Genomic DNA, 16,806 nt, shown 5'->3' with positions numbered 1-16,806 from the left:
CGGTCCCCCCGTCGCTCAGCGGCCCGCCCGCGCGGCGGCCTGTCGTCCCTCGCGGCGCAGGCGCAGCGCCTGCCCGATGTAGTCCAGCGCGGTGCCGACGGTCAGCAGCACCGCCAGCCCCATCAGCACGGCCCGCCCGGTGGCCAGCCAGCCGGTCAGGTCCAGTACGTACATGCCGACTGCGGTGCCCTGGGTCAGCGTCTTGAGCTTGCCGCCGCGGCTGGCCGGGATGACCCCGTAGCGGATCACCCAGAACCGCATCAGGGTGATGCCCAGCTCGCGGGCCAGGATCACCGCCGTGACCCACCAGGGCAGGTCACCGAGCAGCGAGAGGCCGATCAGCGCGGAGCCCATGATCGCCTTGTCGGCGATCGGGTCGGCGATCTTCCCGAAGTCGGTGACCAGGCCCTTGCGCCGGGCCAGTTCACCGTCGAACAGGTCGGTGATCATCGCGATCGCGAACGAGGCCCAGGCGACCGAGCGCCACTTGGGGTCGTGCCCGCCGCCGGCGAACAGCAGCGCCACGAAGACGGGCACCAGCAGCACCCGGACCATCGTGAGCACGTTGGCGATGTTCCAGACCCCCGGGGCGGACGGCGCCGCGGCCACCGGTCTCCCCGGGTGGGCCGCGGCCGGGGCGCCTGGCCCCTTGGTCATTCCCCGACCCCCGAGGTCCCGACCCCCGAGGTCCCGGCCTGCTGGGTCCCGGCCTGGGAGGCCCCGGCCGCCTTGGGCAGTCGCACCTGCTCCAGCGCCTCCGCGATCAGGTCGACGCCCTCGCTGGCGACCACCTTGGCCCGCCAGAACTGGCCGATCGCGGGGGCCTCGACGCCGGTGAGGGTGGTCAGGCCGTCGGTCTCCGGGGCCTGGTGGGCGGAGCGGCCCTCGACCACGCCGTCCTCGACCGACTCGATCAGCACCTCGACCTCGGTGCCGATCCGCTGTTCGGCCCGCTGGGCGGTCATCTCCTCGGCCAGTCGGCTCAGCCGGTCCAGCCGCTCGGCGATCACGTCGTCGGCGAGCTTGCCGTCGAAGGTCGCGGCCTCGGTGCCGTCCTCGTCCGAGTAGCCGAAGACGCCGATCGCGTCCAGCCCGGCGTGGGTGACGAAGCGCTCCAGCTCGGCGAAGTCCTCCGCCGTCTCGCCCGGGAAGCCGACGATGAAGTTGGACCGGGCACCGGCCTGCGGGGCCTTGCCGCGGATGGTCCCCAGCAGTTCGAGGAACTGGTCGGTGGAGCCGAAGCGGCGCATCCGGCGCAGCACGGCGGGCGCCGAGTGCTGGAAGGAGAGGTCGAAGTACGGCACCACGTCGGCGGTCCCGGTCATCGAGTCGACCAGGCCCGGGCGCATCTCGGCCGGCTGGAGGTAGGAGACCCGGACCCGCTCGACGCCCTCGATCGCGGCGATCTCGCCGAGCAGCGTCTCCAGCAGCCGGATGTCGCCGAGGTCCTTGCCGTACGAGGTGTTGTTCTCGCTCACCAGGACGATCTCGCGCACGCCCTGCCCGGCCAGCCACTGGGCTTCCTGCAGCACGTCGGAGGGGCGGCGGGAGATGAAGGAGCCGCGGAAGGCCGGGATCGCGCAGAAGGAGCAGCGCCGGTCGCAGCCGGAGGCGAGCTTGACCGAGGCGACCGGGTTGTCGTCCAGCCGCTTGCGCAGGGTGCGCGGGCCCGAGGCCGGGGCGAGGCCGTCGGGCAGGTCGGCGATCGGTTCGGCGGCGGCCTCGGCTCCGTGGCCGGGCAGGGCGACGGTCTCGGCGGCGGTCTGCCGCTCGGCCGGGCTGATCGGCAGGAGCTTGCGGCGGTCGCGCGGGAGGTGCGGGGCGTGGTGGCCGCCGGAGAGGATGGTCTGGAGGCGGTCGGAGATGTCGGCGTAGTCGTCGAAGCCGAGGACGCCGTCCGCCTCGGGGAGGGCGTCGGCGAGCTCCTTGCCGTACCGCTCGGCCATGCAGCCGACGGCGACGACGGCCTGGGTGCGGCCGTGGTCCTTGAGGTCGTTGGCCTCGAGGAGGGCGTCCACCGAGTCCTTCTTGGCGGCTTCGACGAAGCCGCAGGTGTTGACGACGGCGACGTCCGCTTCGGCGGCGTCGTCGACGAGCAACCAGCCGTCGGCTTCCAGTCGCCCGGCGAGTTCCTCGGAGTCCACCTCGTTGCGGGCGCATCCGAGCGTGACAAGGGCGACAGTACGGCGTTCAGGCATAGGGCCAAGATTAACGCGCGGGCTCCGGTGCCGTTCGCCCCGGAGGCCGCGCGCCTCGGATCAGCTGATCATCAGTGGGCCGTCCGACCCCTGTGGTCAGCCCGCCTGCGGGTCTCCGGGGGTGTACGTGACGTGCACCACCTGCCCGTCCTTGCCCAGGAGGCCGAGGTCCTTCCCGTTGACGTACGCGTGAACGGCCCCGCCGTTGCCGAGCACCAGCTTGATCTGCTTGGGGTCGGTGAAGGTCTGGTCCTGGCCGTTGCCGATGTTGTTCTGGAACAGCGACTTGCCGTTGCCGTCCATCGCGGAAACCCAGCTGGTGCCCTCCGCGACCAGCTTCACGGTGACCTTGTCGGCCGGGACGGCGGCGATCGCGGCGGCGCTGGGCACGGGCGCCGGCGGCTGGACGGTGGGCGTGGCGGCGGGGGCCACCGAGCCGGTCCCGGAGCCGCTGGGCAGCGGAGCGCTGGCCGAGCCGGTGGTGCCGTGCCCGCCCTTGCCGCTGACCAGGTTGAAGCCGATCAGCGCGACCACGGCGACGATCGCGGCGACCATGGCGGCCGCCCAGTTCGGCCGGCCGCGGCCGGGCACCTTGATCGGGCCGCTGTCGATCAGCTGGGTCGCCGGGCGCTTGTCGGCGGGCGGGCCGCCGTGCGCGGCGTCGTAGCGGGCGACCAGCGCCTCGCCGTCCAGGCCGACCACCCGGGCGATCAGGCGGATGTGCCCGCGCGCGTAGAAGTCCCCGCCGCAGCGGGCGAAGTCGTCCTCCTCGATGGCATGGACGATCGGCACCCGCACCCGGGTGGCGGTACTCACCTGGTCCACCGTGAGCCCCGAGTCGATCCGGGCGGTGGACAGCACCCGGCCGATGCTCGGGGCATCGGCCGCCTGCGCCACGTCGTCGGTCGGCTCGACGGACGACATGGCGTTCTCGCGGTCGGAGGACTTGCCGATGGTCACGGGGCACGCCTTTCGAGCGGATGGCCACCTGCTGGGGAACAGTCTAGGGGCGTGGGCGGATCGTTTCTCAAGCGGAACGGGCCCGAATGTGCGCGCCCGATCCGGCCGGGGCCCGGCATCGCGCCGACGGACCGTCAGCGCGGCCGCGCGGGGAGCCCGGCGTTCGCTTTCCGCCGTGTGACGCGGCGCACGGACGTTCGGTTCCCCACACGGCGCCTACCCTCCTCCGAACGAGTGATGCCTCGCTCAGGACACGGTCCGGGCCCCGCACGGCCCCTTCCGTCAACCCCGAAGGGTGATCAGCACCCCGTCCAGCTCGTCGGGCTTCACCAGCACGTCGCGGGCCTTGGAGCCCTCGCTCGGGCCGACGATCCCGCGCGACTCCATCAGGTCCATCAGCCGGCCCGCCTTGGCGAAGCCGACCCGGAGCTTGCGCTGGAGCATCGAGGTCGAACCGAACTGGGTGGAGACCACCAGTTCGGCCGCCTGGATCAGCAGGTCCAGGTCGTCGCCGATCTCCTCGTCGATCTCCTTCTTCGGGCCCGCCCCGGCCATCACGTCGTCCCGGTAGACGGCGCTCAGCTGGTCCTTGCAGTGCTGCACGACCTTGGCGATCTCCGCCTCGGTGACGAACGCGCCCTGCATGCGGATCGGCTTGCTCGCGCCCATCGGCAGGAAGAGCGCGTCGCCCTTGCCGATCAGCTTCTCCGCGCCGGGCTGGTCCAGGATGACCCGGGAGTCGGCCATCGCGGAGGTCGCGAAGGCCAGCCGGGACGGCACGTTGGCCTTGATCAGGCCGGTGACCACGTCCACCGAGGGCCGCTGGGTGGCGAGCACCAGGTGGATGCCGGCCGCGCGGGCCAGCTGGGTGATCCGGACCACCGAGTCCTCGACGTCGCGCGGCGCGACCATCATCAGGTCGGCCAGCTCGTCGACGATCACCAGCAGGTACGGGTACGGCCTCAGCTCGCGCTCGCTGCCCAGCGGCGGGGTGACCTTGCCGGCCCGCACCGCCGCGTTGAAGTCGTCCACGTGCCGGAAGCCGAACGCCGCGAGGTCGTCGTAGCGCATGTCCATCTCGCGCACCACCCACTGGAGGGCCTCGGCGGCCTTCTTGGGGTTGGTGATGATCGGCGTGATCAGGTGCGGGATGCCCTCGTAGGCGGTCAGCTCGACCCGCTTGGGGTCGACCAGCACCATCCGCACCTCGTCCGGGGTGGCCCGGGCGAGGATCGAGGTGATCAGGCAGTTGATGCAGGACGACTTGCCCGCGCCGGTCGCGCCGGCCACCAGGATGTGCGGCATCTTCGCGAGGTTGGCCATCACGGTGTGGCCCTCGACGTCCTTGCCCATGCCGACGACCATCGGATGGGTGTCCTCCGCGGCCGTGCGCGAGCGCAGCAGGTCGCCGAGGTTGACCATCTCGCGGTCCCGGTTGGGGATCTCGATGCCGACCGCGGACTTGCCCGGGATCGGGCTGATGATCCGCACGTCCGGGCTGGCCACCGCGTACGCGATGTTCTTGGCGAGCGCGGTGATCCGCTCCACCTTGACGGCCGGGCCGAGCTCGACCTCGTAGCGGGTGACCGTCGGCCCCCGGGTGAAGCCGGTGACCTTGGCGTCCACCTTGAACTCGGCGAAGGTGCCGGTGAGCTGGGCGACCACCTCGTCGTTGAGGGCGCTGCGGGCCTTGGCCGGGCCGCCGCGCTCCAGCAGGTCCAGGGAGGGCAGCGCGTAGGTGACGCCCTCGCCGAGCTGGAGCTGCTCCATCCGCACCGGCGCCGGGCCGTGCTCCTCGGGCGCGCCCGGGCCGCTGCGGGCGGCCGGGACGGCGGCCTCCTCGGGCGGGGCGGTGCGGTCCTGCACCTGGTGCATCATGTCCGCCACCGCGGAGGAGGCGGGTACGCCGTAGACCAGCGCGCCGTCGAGGTCGGCGGCCGCGCCGGCGGCGAGGTCCCGGGTGGCGTACGGGTCCAGCGGCTCCTTGTCCAGGGAGATCCGCTCGGCGTCCTCCGGCTCGTCGGTCGGCTTGCGCCGGCGGCGGCGCCGGCGGGCGGCCACCTCGTCCGAAGGGTCGTCACCGTTGGTGTCCACGGTGAACGGCAGCGCGTCGGGGTCGGCGTCCTCCGGCGGGTCGGTGGACAGCTCGCGCTCCGGCGTGCGCCCCCAGTGCAGCTCGTCCTCGGGCCGGGGCTCGACCACGCCGAGCCGTATGCCGATCCCCCGCACCCGCTCGCCGATCCGGTTGATCGGGGTGGCGGTGACCACCAGGAGCCCGAAGAAGGCCAGCAGCAGGAGCAGCGGCACGGCCAGGGCCGGCCCGGCGGCGGCCATCATCGGGGTGGACGCGGCCCAGCCGATGATCCCGCCGGCCGCCCGTATCCGGGAGGCGCCGCTGCCCATCATGGGCGCGCCGCAGCCGATGTGGACCAGCCCGAGGACGCCGACCAGCAGGGCGCTCAGCCCGATCATGATCCGCCCGTTGGCCTCCGGCAGCTCCGGGTGGCGCCAGAGCCGGATCGCCATCGCGGCCAGCAGGAACGGCACCAGCACGTCGAGCCGGCCGAACAGCCCGGACACCACGGCGGTGGCCCCCTCGCCCAGCCAGCCCTGCGGGCTGAACCAGGTGCCGGCCGCGGTCACCAGCGCGAGCGCGAACAGCAGCAGGCCCACGCCGTCCTTGCGGTGGTCCGGGTGCAGGTTCTTGGCACCGTCACCGAAGCCCCGGAAGATCGCGGCGATCGGGCTCGCCAGGGCGTTGAGCGCCCCCATCAGCACCGACCTGGACGGCTTCGGCGGGGGCGGGGCCGACTTGGCCGCCGCCTTCTTCGCGGGTGCCGCCTTCTTCGCCGCCGCCCTCTTCGCGGGCGGTTTGCCCGGGGCCTTCGCCGCCGCCGTCTTCTTGGACGGTCCCGGACTCGGCTTACGTGCTGCGTTCCCGGGCGTGCGAGTGGCCATGGGTCAGCAGCCTACCGGGGCGGGCGACCACTGCACATGTGCCCGAGCCCGGGCGGCCGGACGTGTCGCAGACACACCGTCAACCTGACCGGGTTTCACCCGGTCGCCGCATCGAGACCACCCGGACGGGTGAACCGAGGGTCAGGAACTGCCCGGCCGCATCGCGTCCAGGGCCCGACGCAGCCCCGCGAGCTTGCGCTCCAGGTGCGCGGCGGTGGCCGCGACCCCGGCGTCCTCGCCGCCGTCCAGCTGCTTGCCGAGCGCCTCCGCCTGCTCCTCGACCGCCGCCAGCCGGGCCGACAGCTCGCCCAGCAGCGCCCCGCCGAGGGCCTGCTCGCCTCCGCCCTCCTCCAGCTGCAGGCGCAGCAGTGCGGCCTGCTCCTTCAGCTGGCAGTTCTTCGCGTACAGGTCGACGAAGACGGAGACCTTGGCGCGCAGCACCCACGGGTCGAAGGGCTTGGAGATGTAGTCCACCGCGCCGGCCGCGTAGCCGCGGAAGGTGTGGTGCGGGCCGTGGTTGATCGCCGTCAGGAAGATGATCGGGATGTCCCGGGTGCGCTCGCGGCGCTTGATGTGGGCGGCCGTCTCGAAGCCGTCCATCCCCGGCATCTGGACGTCCAGCAGGATCACCGCGAAGTCGTCGGTGAGCAGCGCCTTCAGCGCCTCCTCCCCGGAGGCCGCGCGCACCAACGTCTGGTCCAGCGCCGAGAGGATCGCCTCCAGCGCCAGCAGGTTCTCCGGTCGGTCGTCGACCAGGAGGATCTTGGCCTTCTGCATCAGGGCTCGCCCTCCTGTCGCCTGCCTGCCGCCCGGTGCAGGCACCCGCGTACTGCCCACCGCTACCCCGGTCATGCTAGCCGCACCCCCTCGCCCGGCACATCGCCCCGTCGTGACCCGAATCGGAGCGGCGCGCAGCCAGTGCTCCGGCGCACGCTCACCAGCGTGTCGCCGTCCGGTCACTGTTCGCAACGATCGGTGACCCTACCGGGTTCCCGGGTCCGACCGCCAGCAAACCGACCGGCCGACCGGCGTGAACCCGGGGGCCCGGTCCGGGGTTCACGCCTCCCCTCGCGATCACGTGCGGTCACCGTTCAACCACTCGTGCATGACCGACAGCAGGTGGTCGGTCTCCACCGGCTTGGTGATGTGGTCGGTGGCACCCGCCTGGAGCGACTTCTCCCGGTCGCCCTTCATCGCCTTGGCGGTCAGCGCGATGATCGGCAGGCCGGCGAACTGGGGCATCCGGCGGATCGCCTCGGTGGTCGCGTAGCCGTCCATCTCCGGCATCATGATGTCCATCAGGACCAGCGCCACGCTCTCGTGCTGCTCCAGCATCTCGATGCCCTCGCGGCCGTTCTCCGCGTACAGGACGGTCAGGCCGTGCTGCTCCAGCACGCTGGTGAGGGCGAACACGTTGCGGACGTCGTCGTCCACGATCAGCACCTGCTGGCCGTCGAAGCGCCGGTCGCCGTTGACCGGGCGGGGCTGCACGGGCTCCACCGCCCGCGGCCCGGCGGCGCTCTCCAGGGCGCTGCGCCGGCGTTCCACCGCGCCTCGGCGGCGCTCCTCGGCCAGCTCGCGGACCTCCTGGGCCCAGTGGTCGGCCGGGTTCTCGCCGACCGGCACCGGCAGGCCCACCGGAGTCACCCCGACCGAGGCGCGCGGCGCCAGGCCGTTGGAGACGCCCGGACGCGGCTCGCCGATGGCCTCCGGGGCCTCGGTGCGCAGCGGCAGGTAGAGCGTGAAGGTGGAGCCCTTGCCGAGCTCGCTCTCGGCGTGGATCTCGCCGCCGAGCAGCCGGGCGATCTCGCGGCTGATGGACAGGCCGAGGCCGGTACCGCCGTACTTGCGGCTGGTGGTGCCGTCGGCCTGCTTGAACGCCTCGAAGATCTCCCGCAGCTTGTTGCCGGGGATGCCGATGCCGGTGTCGGAGACCGAGAAGGCGATCAGCCCGTCGTCCGGGTCCTGGATCGAGCCGGACTCCAGCAGCCGCTCGCGCACGTGCTGCGGGACCTCCGGGCCGGCCGGGCGGATCGAGAAGTCGACGGCTCCGGCGTCGGTGAACTTCACCGCGTTGGAGATCAGGTTGCGCAGCACCTGCTGGAGCCGCTGCTCGTCGGTGTGCAGGGTGACCGGCAGCGCGGGCGAGACCCGGACGGCGAAGTCCAGGTTCTTGTCCAGCGCGACCGGCTGGAAGGTGGCCTCGACGTAGTCGACCAGCTGGACCAGGGCGATCCGGGCAGGGCGGACGTCCATCTTGCCGGCCTCGACCTTGGACAGGTCGAGGATGTCGTTGATCAGCTGGAGCAGGTCGGAGCCCGCGCCGTGGATGGTGTCGGCGAACTCGACCTGCTTGGGCGAGAGGTTGCCCTCGTTGTTGTCGGAGAGCAGCTTGGCCAGGATCAGCAGCGAGTTGAGCGGGGTGCGCAGCTCGTGCGACATGTTGGCGAGGAACTCGCTCTTGTACCGGGAGGCCAGGGCGAGCTGCTCGGCGCGCTCCTCCAGGACCTGCCGGGCCTCCTCGATCTCGCCGTTCTTGATCTCGATGTCGCGGTTCTGCTGGGCGAGTTGCTCGGCCTTCTCCTGCAACTCCTCGTTGGTGCGCTCCAGCTCCTCCTGGCGGGCCTCCAACTCGGCGGAACGCATCGAGAGTTCGGCAGTCAGCCGCTGGGACTCCAGCAGCAGGCCCTCGGTCTTGGTGTTGACGCTGATGGTGTTGACGGTGACGCCGATCAGGTCGGCGATCTGGTTCAGGAAGTCCAGCGCGACGGTGGTGAAGGAGCTGAAGGTGGCCAGCTCGATCACACCCAGCAGCCGCCCCTCGAACAGCACCGGCAGCACCACGATGTGGGCCGGGGAGGCCTCGCCGAGCCCGGAGGCGATCTTCAGGTACCCGGGCGGCGCCTCCTTGAGGATGATCGCCCGCTTCTCCACCGCGGCCTGCCCGATCAGCGACTCCCCGGGCCGGAAGGTGGTCGGCATCGCCCGCCGCTGGTAGCCGTAGCTGCCGATCAGGCGCAGCACGGTGTCGTTCTCGTCGTCGTCCTCGGTGATCAGCTCCGCGGTGCGGCCGGCCGGCTGGGAGAGGAAGAAGGCACCGTGCTGGGCGGAGACCACCGGGGTCAGCTCGGTCATGATCAGCGAGGCGACGGCCTCCAGGTCCCGGCGGCCCTGGAGCAGGCCGGAGATCCGGGCCAGGTTGGTCTTGAGCCAGTCCTGCTCCTGGTTGGTGCGGGTGGTTTCGCGCAGGTTGGCGATCATCTGGTTGATGTTGTCCTTGAGCTCGTCGAGCTCGCCCGCGGCGTCCACGTCGATCCGCAGGCTCAGGTCGCCCCTGGTGACCGCGGTGGCGACCTGGGCGATCGCGCGCACCTGCCGGGTCAGGTTGTTGGCCAGCTCGTTCACCGACTCGGTGAGGTCCTGCCAGGTGCCGTCCACGCCGGGCACCCGGGCCTGGCCGCCGAGCCGTCCGTCGGTGCCCACCTCCCGGGCGACCCGGGTCACCTCGTCGGCGAAGGCGGAGAGCTGGTCGACCATGGTGTTGATGTTGGTCTTGAGCTGGAGGATCTCGCCGCGCGCGTCGACGTCGATCTTCTGCGAGAGGTCGCCGCGGGCCACCGCGGTGATCACCAGCGCGATGTTCCGCACCTGACCGGTGAGGTTGTTGGCCATCTGGTTGACGTTGTCGGTCAGGTCCTTCCAGATGCCGGCCACGCCCGGCACGCTCGCCTGGCCGCCCAGGGTGCCGTCGGTGCCCACCTCGCGGGCCACCCGGGTGACCTCCACCGCGAAGGAGGACAGCTGGTCGACCATGGTGTTGAGGGTCGCGGCGAGCGCCGCCACCTCGCCCTGCGCGTCGATGGCGATCTTCTTGGAGAGGTCGCCGCGCGCCACCGCACCGGCGACCTCGGCGATGTTCCGCACCTGCCCGGTCAGGTTCGACGCCATGAAGTTGACGTTGTCGGTCAGGTCCTTCCAGATGCCCGACACCCCGCGCACCCGGGCCTGGCCGCCCAGGATGCCCTCGGTGCCCACCTCACGGGCGACCCGGGTCACCTCGTCGGCGAACGCCGACAGCTGGTCGACCATGGTGTTGACGGTCGTCACCAGTTCCAGGATCTCGCCCCGGGCGTCGACGGTGATCTTCTTGGAGACGTCGCCGCGCGCCACCGCCGTCGTCACCTCGGCGATGTTCCGGACCTGGCTGGTGAGGTTGTTGGCCATCAGGTTGACGGAGTTGGTCAGGTCCTTCCAGATGCCGGCCACGCCGGGCACGCTGGCCTGGCCGCCGAGGATGCCCTCGGTGCCGACGTCCCGGGCGACCCTGGTGACCTCGTCCGCGAAGGCGCCCAGCTGGTCGACCATCGTGTTGATGGTGTTCTTCAGCTCCAGGATCTCCCCGCGCGCGTCCACCTGGATCTTCTGCGACAGGTCGCCCTTGGCGACCGCGGTCGTCACCTGGGCGATGTTCCGCACCTGATCGGTGAGATTGTTCGCCATGAAGTTGACGTTGTCGGTCAGGTCCCGCCAGACCCCGGCCGCCCAGGGCACCTGTGCCTGACCGCCGAGCCGTCCCTCGGTGCCCACCTGGCGGGCCACCCGGGTCACCTGCTCGGCGAAGCCGGAGAGCTGGTCGACCATCGTGTTGATGGTGTTCTTCAGCTCCAGCATCTCGCCGCGCGCGTCCACCTCGATCTTCTGCGAGAGGTCCCCGCGCGCCACCGCCGTGGTCACCTGGGCGATGTTGCGCACCTGGCCGGTCAGGTTGTCGGCCATGAAGTTCACCGAGTCGGTCAGGTCCCGCCAGACCCCGGCCACCCCCGGCACCTGGGCCTGACCGCCGAGCCGTCCCTCCGTCCCCACGTCCCGGGCCACCGTGGTGACCTGGGCGGCGAAGCCGTTCAGCTGGTCCACCATCGTGTTGACGGTGTTCTTCAGCTCCAGCATCTCGCCGGCCACCTCGACGGTGACCTTGCGGGACAGGTCGCCCTTGGCCACCGCCGTGGTCACCTGGGCGATGTTGCGCACCTGGGCGGTCAGCCGGCCCGCCATGGTGTTGACCGAGTCCGCCAGGTCCTTCCAACTGCCGGACACGCTGCGGACCTTGGCCTGGCCGCCGAGCTTGCCCTCGGTGCCGACCTCGCGGGCCACCCGGGTCACCTCGTCGGTGAACTCGGAGAGCTGGTCCACCAGCCCGTTGACGGTCCGCCCGATCTTCAGGTACTCGCCGCGCAGCGGGTGACTCACCCCGTTGCTGTGCAGCGAGCGCAGCTCCATCTTCTGGTCCAGGTCACCCTCGGCGATCGAGGTGAGCACCCGGCCCACCTCGGACATCGGACGGGCCAGGTCGTCGATCAGCGCGTTGCAGTTGTCGACCGCCGCCATCCAGGCGCCCTCGCCCGCGCCGGTCTCCAGCCGCTCGTTCAGCCGGCCCTCGCGGCCCACCGCCCGACGCACCCGCGCCAGCTCACCGGTCAGGTGCTGGTTGCGCTCGGCGACCTCGTTGAAGACTGCGGCGATCTCGGCCAGCGGCCCGTCCCCGGGGACCGTCAGCCGGCGCCGGAAGTTGCCGTCCCTCATCGCGGTCAGCGCCGACAGCAGCTTGCGCAGCTCGGCGGGCTCCGCTCCGCGGTTGTGGCTCGCCCGACGGCCGGCCGCGTTCCGCGGCACGGCCCCGGGGCGCGCACCGCGCGGGGCGGGCGGCGTCGTTCCGGTTGCGTCCTTGGTGGCCGAACTCAACGGGCCCCTCCCACATCGTGAACTGTCCGGTGACCGGCCGTGCCGGTGCGGCACGCACCCGGGCACCGGCCCGGCTGGGCTGTGTACCGGCGGCCCTCGACGCACCGGCACCCACACGACCGTACTGCTCCCGTCGGCCGTCGCGGACCCCCCAGTCTGGCAGCACCGGCACCGGGTGTACGGCCGGTTGCGCTCGGTTCGTACCGCACCGTCCGAAACAGGTGGGCAGAATCACCCTCTGGTGCCTGTTTCGACTCCCCGCCCCCACGGGGAACCAAGCGGAAAGTAGGGTGGAGCGCTGCACCGGGCCACAACCCGACCCAGCGCCGCCGCTCACCCCCGACGGCGCGCAGGGGGAGTCGGCGCCGCACCCCGGACAACCAGGGCAAGAGCAGCAGAGGAGAAGTGGCAACGTGGTCACCGCGCGCGCAGCCGCCACCTTCGACCCCGACGGCCGGTCCGCGGCCGCCGCGCGGGGCTTCGTCCGGGACGCGCTGCTCGGCTGGGGGCTGCCCGAGGTCGTCGACGACGCGGTCGTGCTGGTCAGCGAGCTCGTCACCAACGCCGTCGTGCACGCCGGCACCGCCGCCGAGGTCTGCTGCCTGCGCGAGGAGGAGAGCGTCCGGATCGAGGTCACCGACCACCATCCCGAGCGCGGCCTGCCCTCGCTCGGCGACGGTCCGGTCGCCGACTCCGACCGCTACGCCGACCCGGACGGCGAGGGCGGCCGCGGCCTCCTGATGTGCTCCGCCCTCGCCGAACGGTGGGGCGTCGAGTACGCGGCCGGCCGCAAGACCGTCTGGTTCCGCCTCACGCTGCCCGCACACGTGCTCGGCACCCGCTACGCCGTTCCCGCCACCCCCGGCAGCGACCTGCCCAGTGGCCCCGGCCCGGTGCGCGTCGCCGTCGTCCAGCTCGACGAGGACGGCCGGGTGCTGGCCTGGAACCAGGACGCCGAGGCGCTCTTCCAGTACCCGGCCGCCGCCGTCCTCGGCCGCCCCTGGGCCGACCTCGCGGTCTGGCCGCAGTCCCCCGCCCGCGGCCTCGGCCTGACCGACACCCTGCGGATGGCCCGCTGGGAGGGCGGCTACGGCATCCGCCGCCAGGACGGCCGCGAGGTCGAGGTGTACGGCGTCCAGGTCCGGCTGCGCGACACCGAGGGTGTCCCCTCCACCCTCTGTCTGCTCGTCCTCGAACCCGACCGCGCGGTGCTGCGCTCCCCCGCCCGCGCCCTGCCCGGCGACCGCCCGGACCAGGCCGGCCCCCGGCTCGACCTGCTGGCCGGCCCGGTCGCCACCGAGGACCTCGACACCCTGCTCCAGCGCACCGTCGAACGCGCCCGTGACCTGCTCGACGGCGACGCGGCGTACCTGCTGCTCACCACCGAGGACGAGGCCGAGTTCGAGGTCCGCGCCGCCACCGGCCTCACCGCCGGGCACCGCCGGCACACCCGCTTCCCGGTCGGGACCGGCAACCGCTACGACTCCGCCCGGCTGCCCTCCGTCCACGAGGACCTCTCCACCCGGCCCACCGGCCTGCCCCTGCTCTCCGACAGCGGCATGCGCTCCCTGATCACCGTCCCGCTGAAGGTCGAGGGCCGGCTGATCGGCTCGCTCGGCATCGCCGCCGCCGTCCCCGGCCGCTACGACAACGAGGACGCGCTGCGCCTCCAGTTCGCCGCCGACCGGGTCGCCCTCGCCGTCGAGAGCACCCGGCTGACCGAGCTCGAACAGCTGCGCCGCGGCTCGCTCTCCTTCCTGGTCGAGGCCTCCGACCTGCTGGCCGGCACCCTCGAACACGAGCAGACCCTGGCGCTGATGGCCCAGATGGCCGTCCCCACCCTCGCCTCCTGGTGCGCCGTCTACACCACCGCCGACCACGCCTCCGTGGCCCGGCTCGCCTTCGTGCTGCACGAGGACGAGGACCGCATCGACCCGCTGCGCGACCTGCTCGACAAGACCCCCGCCCCGGAGGCCGGGCCCACCCACGGCGTCCGGTTCTGGACCGCCCCCGCCGAGACCGCCGAGGCCTGCGGACTCACCGACGGCCCGGAACTCGCCGGCCTGCTCGGCGAGACCGTCGTCCTCGCGCTGACCGCCCGCAACCGCGTCATCGGCCTGCTGGTGCTCGGCGTCCCGACCGGCGTCCGGTTCCGCCAGGAGATCCTCGAACTCGCCGAGGACCTCTCCCGCCGGGCCGCCCTCGCCCTGGACAACTCCCGCCTCTACTCCGAGCGCACCGCCACCAGCCAGGCCCTCCAGCGCAGCCTGCTCCCGCCGGACCTCCCGGAGATCCCCGGCGTCGAGGTGGACGTCTACTACCAGGCGGCCGGCGAGGGCAACGAGGTCGGCGGCGACTTCTACGACCTGTTCACCATCCGCGAGGGCACCTACGGCTTCGCCATCGGCGACGTCTGCGGCACCGGCCCCGAGGCCGCCTCGGTCACCGGCCTGGCCCGGCACTCGCTGCGCCTGCTCGCCCGCGAGGGCCTGGACGCCCCGCAGGTCCTGCGCCGGCTCAACGCGGCCATCCTGGACGAGGGTTCGCGCAGCCGCTTCCTCACCCTGCTCTACGGCGAGCTGACGCCCCGCCCGGACGGCAGCACCGAGCTCTCCCTCGTCTGCGCCGGCCACCCGCTGCCGCTACGGCTGCGCACCGACGGCCAGGTCGACCGTGCCGCCACCCCGCAGCCGCTGCTCGGCGTCATGGACGACCTCGACCTGACCGCCGAGCACCTGGTGCTCGCCCCCGGCGAGGTCCTGCTCTGCGTCACCGACGGGGTCACCGAACGCCGCGAAGGCCGGCGGATGCTGGGCGACGACGGCCTCGCCGAGGTGCTCACCGGCTGTACCGGCCTGACCGCCGGCGCGGTGGCGGCCCGGGTGCAGCGCGCGGTCGAGCGCTTCGCCCCGGAGCCGCCCTCCGACGACATGGCGATCCTCACCCTGCGGGTGCCCACCCAGCGCCAGGCGTGAGAGCTCCGCGGGGTGCGCCCCGCCGAGCGGGCTGCCCCGACCGGGCCGTGTCGATCAGGCTGCGTCGATCGGGCTTTGACGATCGCGCCGTGCTGACGCAGTCACAAATTGTTATATTCACAACGGTACAAGCGGATCGGGCCGGGTAGACCGATCCCACCGGGGATTCCCTCCGGCGGGGACGTGACCAGCGGCTCTCCGCTGCCCGTCACTTCGGATGACCCATCACTTCCGACCGCAGCCCGCGCACGCTCTCAGTCGTGCGCCCTCGGCGCGGTCGCGCGCATCCACTCACCTCCACTCCTCCGGACGCCACCACAGCGTCACCGCGCCCTGCGCGCGCCCAGAGTGAAACACCAGAGTGAAAGGAGCCTCCGGTGAGCAACGACGCTACCGGGGCAACGAACGCCCGCTCCACCGGAGCCGACGCGGGTAACCTCGGCTACCTCGCGCTCGGACTCACACTGCTCGCCTACGGCCTGCTCTCCACCGGCATCCTGCACGGAGCCGGCGTCGGGAACGCGGCCCACCTCGCCCATCTGCTCGGCGGCGTCACCCTCTTCATCGCGGGCCTCTGGCAGCTCCGCGGCGGCGAGGGCTTCACGGGAACCGCCTTCACCAGCCTCGGCGCCTTCTGGGCGGTCTGGTCCGCGGCAGGCGGGGCGGGCAAGAACGCCGCCGGCCTCTTCCTGCTCCTGTGGGCCCTGCTCGCCCTCACCCTCACCGCCGCGAGCTGGGGCGCGAACCTGCTCAGCCGCGCCGTCTACGGCCTGCTGACGGTCTCCCTGCTGCTCTCCGCCATCGCCACCTTCGGCGGCTACGGCGGTCTGGCCAAGACCGCGGGCTGGATCGCGGCCCTCTCCGGGCTCGCCGCCTGGTACTGGGCCACCTCCGGGCTGACCAACGGCTCCTGGGGAAGGGTCGCCCTGCCGGTCAAGTGACCGTCAGTTCACGTGACCGTTGGTTCACGTGACCGTCGTCGGTTCAGCCGACCTGCTCCAGCCGCTCCTCAGCGGCACCGAGGGGCCGGACCTCCGTCCCGGCGGAGGCCCGGCCCCGTCGCCGTGCCGCCAACGCCAGCACGGCGTAGGCCAGGAGCAGGATCACCACCGCCACGATGCCGTCCAGCCAGAAGTGGTTGGCCGTCACCACGACCACCGCCACCGTCAGCAACGGGTGCAGCACCATCACCCAACGGAGCGAACTGCGCGACACCCGGATCACCGCGACCGCCGCCAGCACGCACCAGGCGACGTGGACCGACGGCATCGCCGACAACTGGTCCGCCACCACCACACCGCCGACCGCGCCGCCGTACACCGACTGCCCGTACTGGGCCGCCACGTCGACGAAGCCGCTCTCCGGCAGCATCCGCGGCGGCGCCACGGGGATGAACTGCACCAGCAGACAGACCGCGGTCGTGATCACCACCGTGTTGCGCACCCACGCGTAACGCTCCCGGTGCCGCACGAACACCCAGAGCAGGACCGCGAGCATCACCGCGAAATGCATGACCGCGTAGTAGTAGTTCGCCAGCCTCACCAGTACCGGGTACGGCGTGACCGCCCTCTGCCAGGAGGCCTCGTCCGGCAGTCCCACCACCTGCTCGGTGTGGTGGATCCAGCTCGCCCGATCCAGCGCGTGGTCCGTGCTCATCACCGAGAGGTGCCCGACCAACTGCCAGAGCGCGAACAGCGCCAGCAGCGTGCCGGCCTCCCGCAGCAGCGCGGACAGCGCCGGCTTCCGGCCCCTCGCCACGGCGTACGCGCCCGCATGGAGAGCGATGGCGGCGGCCCCGGCGGACTGCCAGGTCAGGGTCAGGTTCTGCATTGGCAGAGGGTAACGCAAAAAGCCCCTTCCCGGATGGGAAGGGGCTTTTCGGAAGAATTGTTCGGCGGCGTCCTACTCTCCCACAGGGTCCCCCCTGCAGTACCATCGGCGCTGTAAGGCTTAGCTTCCGGGTTCGGAATGTAACC

Annotated in this window: 9 protein-coding genes and 1 rRNA gene; 2 read left to right on the top strand and 8 right to left on the bottom strand. The window is 72.1% G+C overall.

The genetic code is table 11. The features are described from left to right. Positions 1-15: 15 nt before the first annotated feature. From pgsA to AB0E96_RS12750, 6 genes are all read right to left on the bottom strand, one after another. Positions 16-657 (bottom strand): CDP-diacylglycerol--glycerol-3-phosphate 3-phosphatidyltransferase, encoded by a 642-nt coding sequence (pgsA, locus tag AB0E96_RS12775; protein WP_359822089.1) that lies wholly within the window; start codon positions 655-657, stop codon positions 16-18. Then, entirely contained in the window at positions 654-2,198 is a 1,545-nt protein-coding gene (rimO, locus tag AB0E96_RS12770; RefSeq protein ID WP_359822087.1) for a 30S ribosomal protein S12 methylthiotransferase RimO, read from the bottom strand. Before rimO ends, pgsA begins: the two co-directional genes overlap by 4 nt. A gap of 96 nt (positions 2,199-2,294) precedes the next feature. Further along, positions 2,295-3,158, bottom strand: coding sequence for a RodZ domain-containing protein (locus AB0E96_RS12765; RefSeq protein WP_359822086.1), 864 nt, complete (start codon positions 3,156-3,158; stop codon positions 2,295-2,297). Positions 3,159-3,440: 282 nt separating this feature from the next. Next, complete coding sequence (locus AB0E96_RS12760) at positions 3,441-6,116, bottom strand: DNA translocase FtsK (RefSeq protein WP_359822084.1); 2,676 nt, start codon at positions 6,114-6,116, stop codon at positions 3,441-3,443. A gap of 141 nt (positions 6,117-6,257) precedes the next feature. Beyond that, positions 6,258-6,896: a response regulator gene (locus tag AB0E96_RS12755; protein ID WP_049659044.1), complete on the bottom strand. Its 639-nt coding sequence runs from the start codon at positions 6,894-6,896 to the stop codon at positions 6,258-6,260. Between the two features lie 294 nt (positions 6,897-7,190). Then, the gene (locus AB0E96_RS12750; RefSeq protein ID WP_359822113.1) at positions 7,191-11,696 is read right to left on the bottom strand and encodes a HAMP domain-containing protein; all 4,506 of its coding nucleotides are present in this window, start codon (positions 11,694-11,696) and stop codon (positions 7,191-7,193) included. A gap of 572 nt (positions 11,697-12,268) precedes the next feature. On the opposite strand from AB0E96_RS12750, the gene AB0E96_RS12745 reads away from it, so the two are divergent. Then, a complete protein-coding gene (locus AB0E96_RS12745; protein ID WP_359822082.1) occupies positions 12,269-14,830 on the top strand; it encodes a SpoIIE family protein phosphatase in 2,562 nt (853 codons plus the stop codon). Between the two features lie 377 nt (positions 14,831-15,207). Further along, entirely contained in the window at positions 15,208-15,771 is a 564-nt protein-coding gene (locus AB0E96_RS12740; protein WP_359822080.1) for an acetate uptake transporter, read from the top strand. A gap of 43 nt (positions 15,772-15,814) precedes the next feature. Here the strand turns inward: AB0E96_RS12740 and AB0E96_RS12735 are convergent, their stop codons facing one another. Together AB0E96_RS12735 and rrf are read right to left on the bottom strand one after the other, a co-directional pair. After that, positions 15,815-16,660, bottom strand: coding sequence for a phosphatase PAP2 family protein (locus AB0E96_RS12735; protein WP_359822078.1), 846 nt, complete (start codon positions 16,658-16,660; stop codon positions 15,815-15,817). A gap of 59 nt (positions 16,661-16,719) precedes the next feature. After that, positions 16,720-16,806, bottom strand: a 5S ribosomal RNA gene (gene rrf, locus AB0E96_RS12730); the annotation flags it as partial.

Source organism: Kitasatospora sp. NPDC036755, from assembly GCF_040636595.1.
In the GTDB taxonomy this organism is placed as follows: Bacteria; Actinomycetota; Actinomycetes; order Streptomycetales; family Streptomycetaceae; genus Kitasatospora.
This window is presented reverse-complemented; position numbering and strand designations above follow the sequence as displayed.

What these genes read in the sequence shown, in the direction of transcription:
- pgsA (WP_359822089.1), bottom strand. Translation starts at nt 657, where the DNA reads ATGACCAAGGGGCCAGGCGCCCCGGCCGCGGCCCACCCGGGGAGACCG.
- rimO (WP_359822087.1), bottom strand. Translation starts at nt 2,198, where the DNA reads ATGCCTGAACGCCGTACTGTCGCCCTTGTCACGCTCGGATGCGCCCGC.
- AB0E96_RS12760 (WP_359822084.1), bottom strand. Translation starts at nt 6,116, where the DNA reads ATGGCCACTCGCACGCCCGGGAACGCAGCACGTAAGCCGAGTCCGGGA.
- AB0E96_RS12750 (WP_359822113.1), bottom strand. Translation starts at nt 11,696, where the DNA reads ATGAGGGACGGCAACTTCCGGCGCCGGCTGACGGTCCCCGGGGACGGG.
- AB0E96_RS12735 (WP_359822078.1), bottom strand. Translation starts at nt 16,660, where the DNA reads ATGCAGAACCTGACCCTGACCTGGCAGTCCGCCGGGGCCGCCGCCATC.